Below are 18,161 nucleotides of genomic sequence, written 5' to 3'. Positions count from 1 at the left end.
TTTTTTCAAAATTTATTAGCATAGTGGGGGAAAATATGTCTATTAAAGAATTATTCAATCAAAATCGAAATCATGAGAAAATAAATAAAAAGATAGATGAATTAGAGAAAAATTACTTAAAGATCAACGCAATTGAAGTACGTTTAAACAGGTTGTTTAAGCTTGAGGAAAAAATATATTCTCTTCAAAAGGTTAAGGAAGACTGGATTAAAGCAACGAAAGGTATAAAGAGTGTTAACAGCCCTGATAAATTTGAAGCTGTTTTTGAATCGAAAATGAAAGCGGCTGAATATATAACAGCTGAAAAATTGGAAAAGCTTTCTGAAAAGATGAGTTATTTAGAAGCAGCAGTTGATAAGATAAATCAAAAAATCGCTGATCAGGATAGAATTCAAGAATTGACATGGAGGAAGCTTGAGGAAGTTCAAGAAAAGCTTCAGCAAAATTCTAAGTCTCCATCTGAAGAGCCCATTGTCATTCGTGAGATACACATAGATAAATTTTATTTAGATAAATATGAGCAAAATAATAATATTGCTCAAGTCGGCATTAAGGAATTGAGTGGAGCTCTGAATATTGGGGCAACCTTTGGTAAGGATACGATCCCTAAAGAAATGAATAATCAGTTAAGGGAACATTTTGAAGAGGTCATTGCTATTAAAAAGGAAAAAAACGGGGATTCTTCTCCACATCAGAATGAAGAGACTAATTCGTTTGAAGAAGAAGAAGATTTTTCAGAAGTACTGATTGAAGAAGAGAAAAATGACGAATAAAAGATATTAAATAAATTTTTTCCCTTTTCAAATTCATAAATTGAAGAATCATTATACATTATTTTACCAAAACTGGACAAAATAAGTGTGAATTTGTCAAGGGAGGAAATTACATTGAAAAAGGAAATACTTTTTGCTCTTGCAGCGTTTTTTTTTATTTCAATGTCTGCAATGACGAGTACTTTTGCACGTGAAAATGCCAATAAAATGGAGATTATTTCTGATGATAAAATGGATGTAACAGGAGACGGAAAAAAAGATGAAATTATAATAAAGGGATTGCCTTATGAAGAAGGTACTGAGTTTTTTAAGGAAATTTATTTGGAGATCAAGGCATCAAATAAGAAATCTTATAAGGTAGAGCTGGAAAGCGGATATAATCCAAGAGCCAGTTTTGTGGATTTGAATCACGATGGACTAAAAGATATTTTTGTTACTGTGGATACAGGCGGAAGTGGGGGCATAACCAATCATTATTTGTACACCGTTAAGAATTTTGAATTGGCTGACCTAACAGTCCCAGAACCACTTGTGATTAACAGTCAGTTTCTTGATGGGTACAAAGCAGTCATAACGATCCAGGATACAGGTGAATCGTATACGTTTGACTTAAGCAATCGGGCAGATGATTACGAACGGTCAGGGCTTTATCAAAAAGGGAAATTAAGTGAGCCAACCGAGTTAATGGTCGATCCGTTTTCAACATTAAAGCCTGTTTTAGTTAATGGGAAACTATATGGTTTAAAAGGTACTCAAGCCGTCAGTGGTGCCTATCATGCAGACAGAATCGCCATAATTGAATCTTTATGGCTATATGATAATGGAAAATGGTCATTAAAGAATACTAAGGTCATGGAGACGAATCTTAAAAAGATGAAAAAATAATGTGATCTGAACCATTCTGGATGTTTACACGTGCAATAAGCATAAAATCTTTCATTAAACACACGATAAAATGGAAAGGAGTGACAAAGTGAAAAACAAAAATGAGCAATCATCAAAAATGAGTTATGAATCTGACGGAAAAATGGGGAAAAATAAAAATCAGCACGAAACAAAAAAGGAAAATGCCGATTTTTTTAACAGTACGCAAAATAGTGAATGAAATTTGTGAACAGACACTAAAAAAAATAGTGTCTGTTTTTTTCAAAATTGTAAATTAAACAAGAAACAATAGAATCTTGTTATTTTTTAATTTCGTCTCACTATCTTAAGTATACTTATCCATTAAGACAGTTTTTATTTAACTTCCGATAATATATATTATGGTGGGGGCGTTAGTTAAGAAATAAAAGTAAAAGCTACTCTATTCTATGTTTATAACTTCTGTCTTTAATATTCTCCAAGTCAATATATTTAGTACTGTATTCAATGACATCATTGATAAATATATTATGATCTTTAGCAAACTTTTTCACTTTTTCCAATAATTCTTTATCGTAAGTAGTTTTATATTGAATTCTATCTTTAGGTCTTAATTTTTTGTTAAATGTAATAACACCTTGAGATAATACTTTTCGCAATCCGCTTTCGATAAGATAGTTTGCAAATGTATCATGATCCGATGCTAAAGTATTCAATTGATCTAATATTGATTTGCTTATATTTGTTCTAAATTTTATCCTTGTTGAATCTGTTTCTTGCATTAATCTACCATTTACTAATTTCCACAAAATAATCACTCCTAATTAATCATTCATTTTTTAGTTCAGTTGCACGCTGTGTCATTCGTTCTTTTTTATTATGGATATAATTATCAGAAGCATTTTCATAAATGATCTTTGCAAGTTTAGGAAGCTCGTACTTTCCCTTCACCCATAACCGATAAATAGGTTTTCCAGTCTGGCTAATAGTTGAAGTGATTTCACAATTTATTTTCCAAAACTGAAATACAGTAAATAGTCCATTTACAAATTGAAAGCTGCCAGAAGTAATATTCATAACATAGCCTGTTTTTTGAACCCAACCATCCCCATCAATCACTCCTCTTACAAATGAAGGCATAAATTCCTCCGGTACATCTGGAAATGGGACTGTGAAAGATTTTTTGGAAGTTATGCCCATTTTATCTAAGTCGTTTTTAATTTCCTTTGAATTAATTAATAAGGTGGGTGTTTTTCTAGTTGGTCCTGTTGGGGCTAATATGTAGTCAGCTTCCATATGTTTTGCAATTAAACGGAGAATTCTTTCATCTTTTTGGGAAAATGAAATGCTATGAATCTTATTATTAACATGACCATCTGTTACAAATAGACCCAAAATCCAAGCCATCTCATGAGTCCAAACCTTAAAGAAATCTTCGTTTACTTTATGTTTACGCGGCTGCCCGGAGTATTGCTGACGATTCATTTCTATCCCATGTTTATATAATACATTACGTATGGCCCGATCGGAAAGACCAATGTTAGGCGCCATTTCTTTAAAAGACATGCCGCTTTTATACATTTTAATAATCGTTTCATCGGTTATTCCTGGTTTTCTCGGCAATTCTCTCCCTCCTAAAATGACTTTCAAGTCCTCTTATCCAATTATACAAACGAACGTTCTTATTATCAACCTTTTAAAATACTAAAAAGTCCCCACCTTCAGGAGATGGGAACAATTTCATTACATATAGTTCTTTCCTGTCTTAGCCACTTCCATCGTTTCCTGTATATACTTTGCTGATTTATGCAGCCACTCTGTTTCCTGCTCGTCCAATTTAATTTCACATTGCTTTTCAACGCCATTTCTCCCAATCACACATGGCATGCTGAGTGCAACATCTCCATCATAGCCATATTGCCCATGTAAGGTTGTGGAAACTGGATATACACTGCGCTCATCAAGCATGACGGCTTTTGCTAATGTAATGGCAGCCTGCGCCACTCCTGCATTTGTCCACCCTTTATTATTTAAAACAGCAAATGCTTCTTTAACGACTTGCTTGCCCATTTTCTCTCTGTTTAAAGGTTCCTTCCCTTCAAAAACTTGATCCAATTCCCCTTCTCCAAACCCTTTAACATTTAAGCGACTAAAAACAGGGAAGGATGTATGGCCGTGCTCACCCATCATGTATCCTGTTACACTTTTTGGATCAATATTGTAATTCGAAGCAACGACATAGCAAAGACGTGCAGAATCCAGCATCGTCCCAGTTCCAAAAACACGGCCCTTCGGATAGCCAAATTCGTTTTCAGCAATGTAAACCATCGTATCTAATGGATTTGTAATCATGATCACAATGGCTTCCTTCGTATACTTAGTGATCCCAGTCATTACCTCTCGAATAACCTCTGCATTCTTTTCAGCTAACAATGCCCGGTCTGGCATCGCATCCTCTTCGGTTTTCAAGACACTTGGACCAGCGGCACAAATAATAACATCTGCGTCAGCACATTCTGAATAATCACCTGAACGAACTGTCGTATTGGACATATATGTAAGGGCAGTTGCGTGTGATTGGTCTAATGCTTCCCCAAAAGCAACATCCTCTCTGCTATCAATAACAGCAATTTCTGAAAAAAGGCCAAGCTTCATTGCATCAGCTAGAACATAAGAGCCCACATGCCCTACGCCAACGATTACTAATTTGTTTTTTTTCATCCTTATACCTCCTAAGCTTTCGTCAAAGATGTTTCTCTAAATAATATTTCACAAAAACAACTGCAAGTAAATGATTTATGGCAATTATTTGATTGAATAATTAAAAATATTATTATTCATATGTTTAAAGCCGTATTTTCCCCGTTAATTAGGAAACATTATACTTGGCAGTTAAAGACAGGAGGGAAAAAATGAATAAGCAGCGTGCAAAACAAATTTCAGAATCACCAGAGATACATAAAGTGACGTATAACGGCAAGCAAGTTTATATTCAGCATGTAAATGAGGATGAAACAGCAAGAATTTACCCCCTGGATGATCCAGCAAATGAACAGGTAGTGTCTTTGTCTCAACTAAAGGAATAACCGACAGAAAAGGCGCTATCCTGATTACTTTTCTAACGCAGGAAGGCGCCTCATTTACCACTATATTATTTTAACCTCTTCGAATGAAAGATTTCATCCGTTAATCCCAAACAAATCTTTCCCCACAAAAAGGAATAAACATCAGCTTTGTTTTCCCGAGCTCAATAACGTCATATGGTTTCAGTTCATCAGCTGTTATAACCTCTTCGTCATTTAAATAGACGAGTCCCCGTGATTCGCCAGGGTACACTCGGAATTGACGTTTTTTTGGACTAAAGCTGACAATGGCATGATTCTCCCTTGAAATTGCCTCATCCCCTGCAATACAAATATCCATTTTGTCAGATCGGCCAATAAAGTTTCGCTCATTTCTTATCCGAAAATCCTTGCCTTTATCCGGCCCCTCTACACACACTAACCAACCAACTACTGGATCAATCCCCATTTGTTTACGGAAAACAGCTACTGTTTTTCCATCATTTTGGTTAGGTGGAACAGGGGTATTTCTAATATCATTTCGTATTTTGGCTACAGTTTTGCCTAATTCAGCATTTTCATTTGGGATCTTTGCCTGAGTTTTGGAAGGGTCATTTCCGGCAGGCTGCCTCATCGGCATTGTCATCCCAAGATTTAAATCAATATTGACCCCACAATGAGGACATAAACTATGTTTGGCTTCATCATAATAATGTCCATTTATACATCTTTTCACGATCCTATCCCCCTTCTACCTCAGTTGCGGAAATAAGCCACTTAAAAATACCGTCTGAACGTATAAAGCTGTGAATTAATGTTCTTTTCGCTTCAAAATCTTGCGTACCGTCCGTGTAGGTCAAGGTTTGAACTACTTTTGCCTTTGCAGTGTTTCCTTTTATCTCCAAAACTTCAATACTTTCAATTGTAGCTTGAATCTCATCATAGGTTTCAAAGAAACTAGTAATGCTTTGCTCCGTAATCCCTGCTGCACTTGGATCAATTGTGCTTAAATAGGTTTCTACATCTTCATCCTCAAACGCAAACCCATTTGCGTAAATTGTAATTTCAATTTCAAATTCATCAGTATAAACCTCGTTTTTGGGATTATTATACATATCTTCAATTTTAGCCATATCGGGATGTGACAAATTATTCTCTTTAAAATAGTTAAAATCTCCTAATACAATATCCTTAAATGATTCATTATTCAAAACTAATTCATCTTGATGTGATGAATAAAGGGCTGCTGCCGCATTAAATTGATTAGAAAATAAATAGGCATGTGCAAGATTCACTTTAAACACAATATTGCCCGGATCAAGCTCAAGTGCCAATTCTGCCGATTCAATGGCATCATTTGGCATTTTATTTAAGAATTGAACATAGGACAGCATTCCGTAAGAGTTTGCTAACTCAACATAATCATCTTGAAAGACAGGATCATCTTCAAGCAATTCCTCTAGTATATCCACACTTTCCTCTATATCTTTCAGTGCATATTCGAAATAACCTAAATCACTTTTGATAAGAGAAATATTTCTATATAATACGCCTATCGAATATAGGGCATCAAAATCATATTCATTCACTTCATAAAGAACCTTTGCCATATCCCTAGCTTGAATATAATTTCTGAGCGCATCTTCCAATTCATTATTCATATCTAGGTTATAGCCTTTATCCCAATATTCATTGACAATTGAAAGCTTCTGAATTTTAATGGTTTCTTCATCGACGGGCAGATCAATTCCTTTACTGACTTCCAGATTGACTAAATCGTTTTCATTTACCTTTTGATCGGGATTTATTGATTGCTTCATTACCCATCCTTTTTCAAGGAATAAACTTTCTGCATAAGTGACATTACCGATCTTTAATCCTTCTTTAGTTAAGAGGTTCTTTGCCTCTTCCTCACGGATATTCATAATATTTGGAACAGTGACTTGTTTAATAACAGGTTTAGGGGCTTCTTGAGTTTTATTGACGGCTACAGGATTATCTTTCGTTTTAACTATTTCTTTTCCCGCTTTTGCGCCGAATAAGATGGTTGCAGCAAATATACCAACAAACAAAAGGATCGCAGCCGCCGCTCCTCCGCCAATCCAAACCCATTTAGAGATTCCCTTTTTATTTGTTGATTTTTGATGGGGTGTAACTGCCGCTTTCGTTGTTTCCTGCTTAACTGGTTCTATATTATTGTTTTCCTTTGCTTTAGTTGTAACGGGTGCTGTTTCATGTAAATTCTCAAGCAGCTCCTGCTGAAATTCATCCATAGACTGGAACCGGTCTGCTGCTTTTACAGATAATGCCTTCATAAGCGCATCCTCTGCTTTAGCCGGAATATCAACACCAAGCTTAGATGGTGGAATGATGGCATCCTCTTCTAGCCGATCAAGCGATTCAGGCGGCACATGACCGGCAATGGCGCGATAAAACGTGGCAGCCGTTGCATAAACGTCTGTCCAAGGCCCTTGTTTTCCTTTACTTCGGTATTGTTCTTCGGGTGCATAGCCTGGTTTTAATATAACGGAAATGCTCTTACTAAATTCTGTTATGGCATGGCGAGCCGCTCCAAAATCCAATACTTTCACTTGCCCTTCGGCAGTAATGTAAATGTTATCCGGACTAATATCCCGGTGAAGTGTTTCAGACCGATGAACCTCCCTTAATGCATCCATAACAGGCATCATGATCATTAGGGCGGTCTGATAAGGGACTTTTCCTCCCTGCATTTCTAGGTACTGCTTGAAATCAACACCTTCTAAATAGTACATAACTAAATAGGCCGTGCCATTTTCTCTAAAGAAATCCCGTACCCCAACAATTCCAGGATGATTATTATATTGAGCCAAAGTCTTTGCTTCATCTAAAAATTTATTCAATCCATGTTCAAAATGAGAATTTAGACTGCCTGAAAATACAGATACCATCGTATGCCCAGTCGATCTTGTAGCAAAATCCCGAGGCATATATTCTTTAATAGCGAGCTTCATATCGAGATTTAAATCCCACGCTAAATACGTTATACCAAAACCGCCGTGTCCAAGAACCCTCCCCAAAAGGTATTTCTCATGCAGAATCGTTCCAGGCGGTAAATGCTGCGGTGCTTCCGCGGCTGTTCCCGTGACCCAGCCGCAGTGGGGGCATACATGTTCAGAACCCTTATCCCCCATACACCCTAAACAAAGATGATTAATATCCGCCATCCCTTCACCTCATTCTGACAAATTATTCACTTGCAAACACAGCAATGGCGCTGTAATTATCATTGTTTTTGAGAATGCGCCCCTTCAGAATGCTCTCCATTAAGTACAGCCAGTCTGAGGGGATAGAACATACTAGCCTAGTATTCTCCATTTCTTCCTCTGTGATATATTCCCAAAACCCGTCAGAACATAGTAAAAAGGAATCCCCTGGATGCACGGTTATTTCATTTTCAAGAATAGTTGCTTTGACGGCTCCTTCCGATCCTAACACTCGATATAACCGATTCCGATCCTCGTGAAAGCGAATTTGGTCGGCTGTTATTTCTCCTGCATTGACAAGAGCTTGGCAGACACTATGATCCTTTGTTTGTACAACTACCTTTCCATTTCTAATCATATATAGGCGGGTGTCTCCAACATGTGCCCAGGTGGCTAGATTATTTATACAAGAAAGGGCCACCACGGTCGTCCTCATTGATCTTGCATTTGTTTCTGATAATAGGTGTTCACGGATAACCTTCTGTGTCTGTTCGATGCCCTTCTTTAGCCAATGAATATCATTTCTCATCTTTGATTCTCTTAAAATAGTTTCTACCGCAAGTTTTGATGCAATCTCTCCTGCCTGATATCCGCCAAGTCCATCAGCAACTACCCAGCATCCACCGTTTTCCGATTGGGTTAATCCAATGAAATCCTGGTTAACTTCCCTTCCGCCTTTATTTGATATGGAAGCTGAGTTATACTGCATTATTTAATCTCCCAGCTTACTTCAAACATATTTTCATTCGAGCTTAAATAAAAACGATCACCTGAACGCAATTGAGTTATTTTTCCTTGGGGAATCCGTTCACCTGATACAAGAAATGTTCCATTAGAACTGTGATCTTCAATCATAAACGTCTGATTATAATGATCAAATCGGACCGTACAATGCTTCCTGCTAATCTCTTCAGAAGTATGAGGATAAACAAGCTGGCACTGCTTTGCATCCCGTCCAATTGATAATTGGGTCCCATTTAATTCAAGTGTTTGCCCGACAAAATAACCAGAAAGGCCCTTTAATTTTGGCACTGAAGTTGGATTGGAAGGTGTGATCGGAGCAGAAGGTGCTGCATTTCCAGGTTTATTTCCTTTTTTCCGCGTTATTAATATGATCACGACAATAATAATAATTAAGGAAAACAGACCTGCTGCTGCTATTCCGATTATCCACCATATGGCTGTAGATTTTTCTGCAGGATCATCAACCATTACTTCCACAATTGGATTAGCGGCAGTTAAATAGTTAATCCCACGTGATTCCAGCATCGGAATCAATTCTTCGATTTGGACGGCGCCATTTATCCCCGAAGCACTAGTAACGCCAAATGTATTAACTCCGATTACTTGGCCATTAACATTCACGAGCGGACCACCGGAATTTCCGGGATTAATATTGACATCTATTTGCAAGATCCCCCTGCCGCCTTGGGTAGATATTTTACTAATAATTCCTTTCGTAATCGTCACATCATTAGGTTCACCAGATGGAGTATCATCGATTAAATCTGCGTCCCCAGGGAAGCCTAGGGCATATACTTCTTGGCTTGCTTTTACTTCGTCACTATCTCCTAACTCCATAGGAGGCCGTTTAAATAAGTCCTGCGACAATTCCAATATAGCCAAGTCTTTTATTTTGTCATAAGCGATAACAGTCGCTTCAATTTGGTCCTCCTTTGAAAGGAGAATATTGACACCATTTAAATTCGGTTCTACAACATGATAGTTTGTGACAATATGACGGACAGGCTCTGAATTGCCGACAGCGAAGCCAGTTCCTGTATATAAGCCTCCATCTGAACCATAGCAAAGAATTCTTACCACACTGTTTCGGAGCTCATCGGTCGATCTAGATTCCGCCATTGCCACATGAGTATAAAAAAACAGTAAAACAATGGAACATAGGAAAGTAATTAAAGCCCTATGAAAGGAGCTAATCCGCATATTCAATTTTGGCATTTCCATCCCCTCTTCCGTTTAAATCTATCCTAACCTCAAAATAGCTACGGTCGCATTATCTTGATGAGGCTTTTGTTGCTTAAGCGCCAATTCAATTAATCGATCTGCAGCTTGCTGTGTTAATAAAGAACTGCATGCTTCCATCATCTCTTCATTTGTAACAGAACCATAAAGACCATCGCTGCAGAGGATAATGGAGTCTCCCTTTTCTAGCGGAATCGGGTCAAATGTAACATCGAGCTCCTTGATTTCCTTTAAACCTAGAAAACTCGTTAAGCTTTCTCTTTGGGGATCACTTTCTGCCTCCTCCCAGGAGATATGTCCAGAAGCTGCTTTTTCCTCCAGCTCTTTAGCATAAATATGATCTGTTGTTAGTTGCTTTACAGTATGATTTTGGTATAAATAAATTCGGCTATCCCCGACAGATAACCAGTACAACTGATTCTTGAAAACAACTGCAGCAATGAGTGTCGTTCCGATTCCCCCATCTAACCCATTTTGTTTAGCAAATGCAATAACTGATTGATTCGCCTCTTGAATTGCAGATACTAACTTGTCAGGTATCGAGTCAAAACACGTGAATTCCTGATAATGTTTGACAAACGTTTGTACCGCAAGGAAACTAGCTTCCTTTCCGCCTATTAGTCCACCCATTCCATCTGCTAAAACCGCAAGAACTCCATACTTGTTAATGAAAGAATGATCATAAATATCTGTGAACGCAAATGAATCCTGCTGCTCAGAGCGGCTTCCAATATGCTGGGCATTACCAGGAATAACGGTTAGAGGCAAATTTGTTTTTGTTATGGGGTCATGTGCAGCAGGAAATTGCCGCTTCTTTAAAGCTTTAATATGAATAGGCAAATAGATAGCCAAAACAATAATACCCAATATGATCAGGTACCCCCACCATGGCAAGCTTTTAAGTATGTTCTTTACATTTGAAAAATCTTTAGTAATGGTATTCATAGTAGCTGTGAAAATAACTAGCATCATGTTTAAAGCACCTTCAATCTAAAGTAGATTTTGTAAATACAAGGGGCGAATTATACTATGTGTATAGGACATGACACTAAGTACCATGAAACTGCTGGCTATTGATAAGCTAATGGAAAAAAACCGGTTCTTAAGACGCTTAAATAATAGATAAAAGAATAGTGAAATCCAAATAAGAAGTGTAAAGCTAATTAACAGGTGAAGGATCGCAAAAGAGACAAAGGAATGGAAAGCCAGGTAAACAAAAGCTCCTGCTAAAGAAAGGGGAATAAACAGTTCACATATATTTTTAATGATGGGGTCAGCCTTTTTATCTGAAGAATTATTAGAAATTATTGGGATCAGAAAAAAAGGCAATACACTTCCAAATAAGATGCCAGTTGTAACACGAATAAAGTTATTTGTTGAATAAACATCTAAGTAAGATCCGAACCCGTCAACTACTAATGGCAATAGCAGAATCAGCAGGAAAAAGCTATTTTTTTTATTAGGAATGGTTATATTCTTATACCTTTTCAGCAGAGTGATAAACATGAGGGAACTAAAAATGCCCAGATAGATTCCTGAATCTCGAGCACAGACAGGCAAGTAATGTCCTTCCAGCTGGAATGAACGTTCGGGAAGCTGATGACAGATGGCTCTTCCTATAAAGAATGTAAATTTTTCAATACTTGAGAGCATACACAACAACCTCCATTTTGAAGGAAGGGGCTGACCTTTTTGAAAAGGCGCTATTATGGAAATGGTGGTCGTATGAAAGATTCTAGAGGTCAGCCTTACATTATTAATAAGTGAAAAATGCTGGCAACATGGAAAATGCTGATAAGGCAAACCAGCATACACAGCTAAGAACAATTGAAATGATACTTATTAGCAAACAATTTTTACCGACACTCTTTTTGTCAATGTCTTGATCATTCATCCAAATAATTCCTAATATAATCCCTACGATCGGAATAAAAAAAGAAAGCAGGTAAAATAAAACCCTTTGCCCTCCGGACACTTTATTCACCTCCTCCATTCCTGTATTTGATTACAATGCTAAAAGTCCTAGTCATATATATGTGAATATTAGAATAAAATTGCTTATCCAATTTTTAGAATCCTAATAGTATTTTCTGCAAACGAAAAAAGCCCGCATATATGTGGGCTTTTTGTCTTTTATTCAATTGCTCCTGCTACATCATAAAGAGTCAGGTCTATGTCTAATGGTTGACCAAGTGCAAGCTTTGCTAATTCTGAACCTAAATACGGCCCAACAGTTAGACCTGATGCACCAAGTCCATTGGCAATTAAAATTCCCTCATAATTAGGCAATGCACCGATCACTGGGAGAAATCCAGGGGTAAACGGGCGAAACCCTATTCTCGTTTCAAGTACCTCGCTATTACTTAACCCCGGCGCAACTGCTAGAGCTTTACTATAAATTTCATTTAATCCGCCTGCTGTAACCCTGTTATCAAAGCCTGTATCGTCTTCATGTGTGGCTCCTATAATCACTCTTCCGCCATCAAAAGCTAAAATATATTGGTTATTCGGCGGCATTATGACTGGCCATTCCTGTGTATTAGTATCTGCTAAGTGCAGGTGTACAATTTGTGCTTTTTGCGGAGAAACTAAAAAATCTACCCCAAGCGGCTGCAATAGTTCTTTTCCCCATGCACCTGCTGTAACGATAACATTATCTGCAAACAAAGTCTCTCCATTAACCTTTATACCAGTTATTTTTCTTTCTTCAAATTGTATTTTTGCATTCCCTTGGATAAATAAAGCACCATGCTTTTTTGCAGCCTTTATTAGGGATTGGCAAAGAGCCCTGCCATTTACTCTAGCTCCTCCGCTTATATATACTGATGAATACTCCTCTGCTAAAGGAGGAAATCGTTTATGTGTTTCATCAGGAGATAATTTTGTAATTTCACCGATTTCTGGTGCGCCTTCTAGACGGTGGAGCGCTCTTTCCTCCATCTTTTCTAGTTTATTTTCGTCTGTATGGATACAAATAGCTCCCACCTTCTTATAGCCAGTTTCTGTTTCCCCATCCGCTTCCAATTGACTAATTAGAGATGGATAATATTTTGCCCCATCTTTTGCCAGCTTGTACCATGCTTGATTTCGTCTTTGTGAAAGCCAAGGGCAAACAATCCCTGCCGCAGCATCGGTAGCTTGTCCACGGTCTTGGCGATCGACCAGTATGACATCGGCACCTTCCTTTGCAAGATGATAGGCGGTGGATGAACCTAAAATTCCTGCCCCTATGACAATATATGTTTTCATTGAATATGCACCTTTTTCGTAAATAATATTTCCCTCAATCACGAATCCATTATTTATTATACCTTTATTTTTTTACTGGCAGGCATCTTAATGGATATCCCTTCTTTTTTCTCCTAAAAAAACTACAATGCGTATACTAAACCACTTAATTGGAAAAATATACTTAAGAAATTATGGGAGGCCTATTTATCTTGGTTAAGCTGAGGAATAAGAAAAAATTATTTGACTTTATTAATGAGAAATTACCAGTGCCTTCCATTGACCAATCTGAAATATTGAATTCTGACCTTTCTGCGAATGAAAGTGCCCTAAAAGAGATTTTCCAAAACTGTTCAGATTTTGTCCTGCGACCTATTTATGTGTTCAATGAAATAAAAATATTACTTGTTTATATTGATGGTTTAATTGATACGAAAAGCCTGGAAGAGGTTTTTCTAAAGCCTTTAATGTTTGAAGGTCCACCTAAAGGTTCGGGTGAACTTCAAACATTCGGAAATGTGATTGAACAACAGTTATTTTCAAGTGCCCAAGTAAAGAATGTATCCACTCTTAAGGATCTTGTTGATGGGGTATTAAAGGCGAATGTTGGGGTAATTATTGATGGAGAACAAAAAGCGTTAATTGCTGATATGAAAGGTTTTGAAAAAAGAGGGATAGATGAACCACAAACTGAGGTTACTGTTCGTGGCCCAAGAGACGGATTTATTGAATCAATAAGGACTAATACTTCCCTTATCCGCAGGAGAATAAGAAGTCCCAAGCTTAAATTCGAGCCATTTACGATTGGAGAATATTCCAAGACGGATATCGCAATTGCTTATATTGAGGGGATTGCCCCAAACTCTTTAATTGAAGAAGTACGAAAAAGAGTCGAGCGAATTAAAATTGATGGGATATTAGAATCAGAGTATATAGAAGAATTTATTGAAGACTTCCCCTTTTCTCCGTTCCCGCAAATTCAAAATACGGAAAGACCAGATGTCGTAACTGCAAATCTGTTAGAAGGACGAGTGGCTATTTTTGTCGATAATACCCCATTTGTTCTCATAGTTCCGATGACATTTTGGGGAGGTTTGCAGGCAGCCGAGGATTATTACGAACGCTTTATTTATACTACCTTTATTAGGATGATTCGTTTTACATTATTAAATATAGCTCAATTCCTTCCTTCCATTTATGTAGCTCTGACAACCTATCATCCCGGACTTATACCAACTACTTTACTTATAAGTGTTGCAGCCGCAAGGGAAGGAGTGCCCTTTCCAGCTATTATTGAAGCTTTAATTATGGAGATCGTATTTGAAGGCCTTCGCGAAGCGGGAATACGGCTTCCCAAACCAATTGGCTCAGCAGTCAGTATTGTAGGGGCACTCGTCATCGGTCAGGCAGCCGTACAGGCAGGTATTGTTTCTGCTCCGATGGTAATCGTTGTAGCAACAACGGGAATTGCCTCCTTTGCTATTCCTCGCTATAATTTTGGAACTGCTTTTCGAATGATCCGGATGGTTTTATTAATTTTGGCAGGAATATTTGGTTTATATGGACTTGTTTTGGGATTTATTGCAATCACTATTCACCTTGTTACTCTACGTTCCTTTGGTGTTCCTTATTTTAGTCCATTTGCACCGCAGATTTTTTCAGGCTTGAAGGATGTAATCATTAGAGTGCCTAAATGGGCTTATAATTATCGGCCACCACAAACAAGTGGCGTGAATAAAATACGAATCCCATTTGGACAAAGACCAAATCCAGGTCAAGGCAGGGAAGAAAAATGACCAAAAGATGCTTGATCATTATTCAAATTTGCATGTTTTTAATTTTCACCGCCGGCTGTTGGGATCGGAAGGAATTAAACGAAAGAGCTATATGGCTTGCAACTGGATGGGATGTAGGAGAGAAAAAAAACATTCAGCTTAGTGGCCAAATTGTTGTCCCATCCAATATGCAATCCCAAAGTGGGAGCAGTGCCGGCGCTAAAGAGTCTTTTACAATTTCGGCAGAGGGGAAAAATGTCAACGATGCCACGCAAAATTTGCAGGAAAAGCTTTCAAGAGAATCCTTTCCAGGGCACAGAAGAGTTATTTTCTTTGGGGAGGAATTTGCCAAACTCGGGGTTAAACACCAAATTGATGCAGTTACCCGCGGTTCTGATGTCAGCTTGCGCACGGATGCTTTTGTCGTCAAAGGTGCTACAGCCTTAGAAGCACTTAATCTTTCGGATCCTTTAGAAAAACCACCAGCTGTTGCCGCAATTAAAGGGCATGTGCAATATGGAGGGAGGGGCGACATAGCTTTAGTAAACTTTTTAATTGCTGCTAACAGCGATGGGATTCGGCCATCTCTTCCTGTTGTAGATATCACACAAATTCAAACGGGGAAATCCTCCGGAGGGTATAATTCCTCCGATGATATTTTGAAAATTGCAGGTTTAGCTGTTTTTAATCAAGACTTAAAATTAGTTGGCTATTTAAATAATGTGGAAAACAGAGCCTTTCTTTGGATAAAAGGTTTGTTAAAAAAGTTAACTATTACCATTCCATTTGATGATGGAAACGCAAGTTTGATTTTAACTAAAATAAAAAGTGAAATTGAACCAAAATTGGGGAGAGATAATAAAATCATAATTAATGTGAAATTGTCTGGGAAAGGAGCCCTTCTTGAAAACAATACAAATGTAGATCTTAATGATCCAAAAAATGTTCATAAGATGAGAAGGGCATTTGAAAAAGAAGAAAATAAAAGAGCACTAAAAACGATTAAGAAGGTTCAAAGTAAATATGGTCAGGATATTTTTGGATTTGGTGATGCAATTCATTTAAAATATCCTCATCAGTGGAAGGAATTAAGCAAGGATTGGGATAAGCATTTTTCTGAAGCTGAAATAATTGTAAAAACAAATATTGAAATTAGGCGAATTGGCATGACAGGACCATCCATCTTGTTAAAAGAAAGTGAGATTCACAAATGAAAATAAATGGTTTGCAAATTTTTTGGATCATATTCACCTTTCAAACAGGCAATATGCTTCTGTTAGCGTTAAATCCAACGATCATCGATGCAAAACAGGATGCATGGATTTCCATGCTTATCGCCATAATATTAGGTATCGTAATTGTATTGATAGCAACAACGGTAGCACTATTTTATCCAAAACAAACCTTGATAGAATTCTGTAAACAAATTTTGGGCAAATGGATTGGGACAACTGTTCTCTTTTGTTATTTTATTCAATGGTACTCGGTAATTGGTAATATTCTCGGGGAGTTTGCACAGTTTACCATTACCATCCTATTACCTAGAACCCCGGCGTGGTCGCTAATGATAACGATGCTTATTGTCATTATTTACGTCACCAATATTGGAGGGATTGAAGGAATCGCACGTTGCAGCGAAGTATTTGGACCACTCGTCCTCATCATGGTCATTTCATTAATCACTCTTACGATTCCCGATTTGGATTTTCGGAAAATATTTCCAATTTATTCCCAAAATGGATATATCCAAATAATAAAGGGTTCTTTTTCGCCACTTTCATTTATTGGCGAATCAGTAATAATGATGATGCTTATTGCATTTATGGATGAACCGAAGAAAGGTCCATCTAGGGCAATATGGGGACTAGTTCTTTCTGGTTTCTTAGTGACCACTGCGACAATTAATGTATTGATGGTATTTGGCCCTCAAATTTCGCAAAAATTATTGTTCCCAGCTATAGATATGGTTCGCTTTATTTCCATTATGGATTTTATTCAGAATTTGGAAATTATTGCAGTTTTAATTTGGATTTTAAGTGTTTTTATCAAGCTATCTGTATACTTTTTTGCGGCAAGTTATGGTACAGCCCAATTACTAAAAATTAAAGATTGGAAAAAAGCCATTTGGTTTGTCGCCATCGTGACCTTTGCATTAGCGATTTTTCAGCCGACCATTACGTTATTTGGAGTCGAATATGTAAAAAAGTATTGGGTGAAATATGTATTGCCTATCAATATGGTTGCAATCCCTATATTGCTTTTAATCGTTGGAGGAATCAGAAAACGATTTTCTCCCGCCAATAAAACAAGTTAATTTCTAATGAAAAAGCGCTGATGTTTTTCAAATCAGCGCTTTCTTTAACCCTTTTTTCATTGTATGTCATCGAGTATTTGAAAAAGCTCTTCCAAATGACTGATTTCATAGGTTGGAATTACTTCATTTCTTTCTTTATCCTCCCTATTGATCCAAACAGATCGTATGCCAGCACGATTAGCGCCAAGGATATCAGTCATCAGATTATCCCCTACCATAATCACTTCATCTTTGTGCAGCGACATTAGTGATAAGGCATGTTCAAAAATAGAAGGATCCGGCTTCCCTTTTCCAAACCCGCCTGAAATGACAATTTGGTCAAAATAAGGGGCTATTTCAGGTGTAATCGTCAATTTCGTGTTTTGTAAATCGGGTGAACCATTTGTAAGTAAAAGGAGTTTGTAGTTCCCTTTTAACTTATCCAAAACTTGAAAAGTCTCTTCATAGACGAAAGGAGATTTTCGGCGCTCCTGTGGGAAACATTCTGCTAATTCATGCCCAAAGTCTGGATCATCGACACCCAACAGCTTAAGCGCCCTTGTCCAAGCGTCTTTCCGATATCCAGGAACAATTTCTTTCATTTTTCTGAAATCATCCTGATCATCTAAAAAGTTACCCCATAACCCCTCAAACGGATTGATCCCAATCATTTGTGTAAACGGATAAGTTTCATAGCTGGCGTAAAGGTTTCTCGCTTCCGCACGAACGGTTTCCTCAAACTGTTGAGGGTCCAATCTATAACGGTCCCCTGCCAATTTACACGTAGCAGCAAAGGCTTCCTTCACGCTTTTTTGATCCCAAAGTAGAGTATCATCTAAATCGAAAAAAACTGCTTTTATCATTTTGAGCCTCTCTTTATGTATTATTTTAAATACTAGTTTATCATGACTTTTAATAGAAAAATATTATTCTTTTTA

The 18,161-nt window shown here is 37.5% G+C and carries 19 protein-coding genes; 7 read left to right on the top strand and 12 right to left on the bottom strand.

The window, feature by feature from the left end:
• The first annotated feature begins 35 nt into the window (after positions 1-35).
• The 3 genes from AR328_RS01205 (at position 36) to AR328_RS23235 (ending at position 1,878) form a co-directional block, all read left to right on the top strand.
• Positions 36-773 (top strand): hypothetical protein, encoded by a 738-nt coding sequence (locus AR328_RS01205; protein WP_066288232.1) that lies wholly within the window; start codon positions 36-38, stop codon positions 771-773.
• A gap of 114 nt (positions 774-887) precedes the next feature.
• Positions 888-1,658, top strand: coding sequence for a hypothetical protein (locus AR328_RS01200; RefSeq protein ID WP_066288226.1), 771 nt, complete (start codon positions 888-890; stop codon positions 1,656-1,658).
• Between the two features lie 88 nt (positions 1,659-1,746).
• On the top strand, positions 1,747-1,878 hold the full coding sequence (locus AR328_RS23235) for a hypothetical protein (protein WP_269433493.1): 132 nt from the start codon (positions 1,747-1,749) through the stop codon (positions 1,876-1,878).
• Positions 1,879-2,074: 196 nt separating this feature from the next.
• Here AR328_RS23235 and AR328_RS01195 read toward each other — a convergent pair whose 3' ends face one another.
• The 3 genes from AR328_RS01195 to AR328_RS01185 form a co-directional block, all read right to left on the bottom strand.
• Complete coding sequence (locus tag AR328_RS01195; RefSeq protein ID WP_231734731.1) at positions 2,075-2,455, bottom strand: rRNA methyltransferase; 381 nt, start codon at positions 2,453-2,455, stop codon at positions 2,075-2,077.
• Between the two features lie 10 nt (positions 2,456-2,465).
• A complete protein-coding gene (locus AR328_RS01190) occupies positions 2,466-3,260 on the bottom strand; it encodes an LAGLIDADG family homing endonuclease (RefSeq protein ID WP_066288217.1) in 795 nt (264 codons plus the stop codon).
• A 120-nt stretch (positions 3,261-3,380) separates the two neighbouring features.
• Positions 3,381-4,358 (bottom strand): L-lactate dehydrogenase, encoded by a 978-nt coding sequence (locus AR328_RS01185; protein WP_066288213.1) that lies wholly within the window; start codon positions 4,356-4,358, stop codon positions 3,381-3,383.
• A 191-nt stretch (positions 4,359-4,549) separates the two neighbouring features.
• Here AR328_RS01185 and AR328_RS01180 point away from each other — a divergent pair, with 191 nt between their 5' ends.
• A complete protein-coding gene (locus AR328_RS01180) occupies positions 4,550-4,723 on the top strand; it encodes an H-type small acid-soluble spore protein (RefSeq protein WP_066288211.1) in 174 nt (57 codons plus the stop codon).
• Positions 4,724-4,823: 100 nt separating this feature from the next.
• Here the strand turns inward: AR328_RS01180 and AR328_RS01175 are convergent, their stop codons facing one another.
• The 8 genes from AR328_RS01175 to AR328_RS01140 form a co-directional block, all read right to left on the bottom strand.
• Complete coding sequence (locus AR328_RS01175) at positions 4,824-5,435, bottom strand: FHA domain-containing protein (RefSeq protein ID WP_066288208.1); 612 nt, start codon at positions 5,433-5,435, stop codon at positions 4,824-4,826.
• Between the two features lie 4 nt (positions 5,436-5,439).
• Positions 5,440-7,905, bottom strand: coding sequence for a protein kinase domain-containing protein (locus AR328_RS01170; protein ID WP_066288205.1), 2,466 nt, complete (start codon positions 7,903-7,905; stop codon positions 5,440-5,442).
• Between the two features lie 22 nt (positions 7,906-7,927).
• Positions 7,928-8,653, bottom strand: coding sequence for a PP2C family protein-serine/threonine phosphatase (locus tag AR328_RS01165; protein WP_066288200.1), 726 nt, complete (start codon positions 8,651-8,653; stop codon positions 7,928-7,930).
• Positions 8,653-9,903: a trypsin-like peptidase domain-containing protein gene (locus AR328_RS01160; protein WP_066288193.1), complete on the bottom strand. Its 1,251-nt coding sequence runs from the start codon at positions 9,901-9,903 to the stop codon at positions 8,653-8,655. The genes AR328_RS01165 and AR328_RS01160 overlap by 1 nt, the downstream gene beginning before the upstream one ends.
• Positions 9,904-9,927: 24 nt before the next feature.
• The gene (locus tag AR328_RS01155) at positions 9,928-10,899 is read right to left on the bottom strand and encodes a PP2C family protein-serine/threonine phosphatase (protein WP_066288191.1); all 972 of its coding nucleotides are present in this window, start codon (positions 10,897-10,899) and stop codon (positions 9,928-9,930) included.
• An 18-nt stretch (positions 10,900-10,917) separates the two neighbouring features.
• Positions 10,918-11,580 carry a DUF2085 domain-containing protein gene (locus AR328_RS01150; RefSeq protein ID WP_066288188.1) on the bottom strand — a complete coding sequence of 221 codons (663 nt, stop codon included), beginning with the start codon at positions 11,578-11,580 and terminating at the stop codon, positions 10,918-10,920.
• 103 nt (positions 11,581-11,683) lie between these two features.
• A complete protein-coding gene (locus AR328_RS01145; protein ID WP_066288184.1) occupies positions 11,684-11,902 on the bottom strand; it encodes a hypothetical protein in 219 nt (72 codons plus the stop codon).
• Between the two features lie 158 nt (positions 11,903-12,060).
• On the bottom strand, positions 12,061-13,176 hold the full coding sequence (locus AR328_RS01140) for an NAD(P)/FAD-dependent oxidoreductase (RefSeq protein ID WP_066288182.1): 1,116 nt from the start codon (positions 13,174-13,176) through the stop codon (positions 12,061-12,063).
• A gap of 191 nt (positions 13,177-13,367) precedes the next feature.
• Here AR328_RS01140 and AR328_RS01135 point away from each other — a divergent pair, with 191 nt between their 5' ends.
• Genes AR328_RS01135 through AR328_RS01125 form a run of 3 tightly spaced genes read left to right on the top strand, consistent with a single transcriptional unit; the run spans position 13,368 to position 17,244 of the window.
• Positions 13,368-14,951 (top strand): spore germination protein, encoded by a 1,584-nt coding sequence (locus tag AR328_RS01135; protein WP_066288180.1) that lies wholly within the window; start codon positions 13,368-13,370, stop codon positions 14,949-14,951.
• On the top strand, positions 14,948-16,144 hold the full coding sequence (locus tag AR328_RS01130) for a Ger(x)C family spore germination protein (RefSeq protein ID WP_066288177.1): 1,197 nt from the start codon (positions 14,948-14,950) through the stop codon (positions 16,142-16,144). Before AR328_RS01135 ends, AR328_RS01130 begins: the two co-directional genes overlap by 4 nt.
• Positions 16,141-17,244, top strand: a complete 1,104-nt coding sequence (locus tag AR328_RS01125; RefSeq protein WP_066288174.1) for a GerAB/ArcD/ProY family transporter — start codon at positions 16,141-16,143, stop codon at positions 17,242-17,244. The genes AR328_RS01130 and AR328_RS01125 overlap by 4 nt, the downstream gene beginning before the upstream one ends.
• 56 nt (positions 17,245-17,300) lie before the next feature.
• Here AR328_RS01125 and AR328_RS01120 read toward each other — a convergent pair whose 3' ends face one another.
• Positions 17,301-18,086: an HAD family hydrolase gene (locus AR328_RS01120; RefSeq protein ID WP_066288171.1), complete on the bottom strand. Its 786-nt coding sequence runs from the start codon at positions 18,084-18,086 to the stop codon at positions 17,301-17,303.
• Positions 18,087-18,161 lie beyond the last annotated feature (75 nt).

Source organism: Bacillus sp. FJAT-29937, assembly GCF_001509555.1.
Taxonomy (GTDB): domain Bacteria; phylum Bacillota; class Bacilli; order Bacillales; family Cytobacillaceae; genus Cytobacillus.
This window is presented reverse-complemented; position numbering and strand designations above follow the sequence as displayed.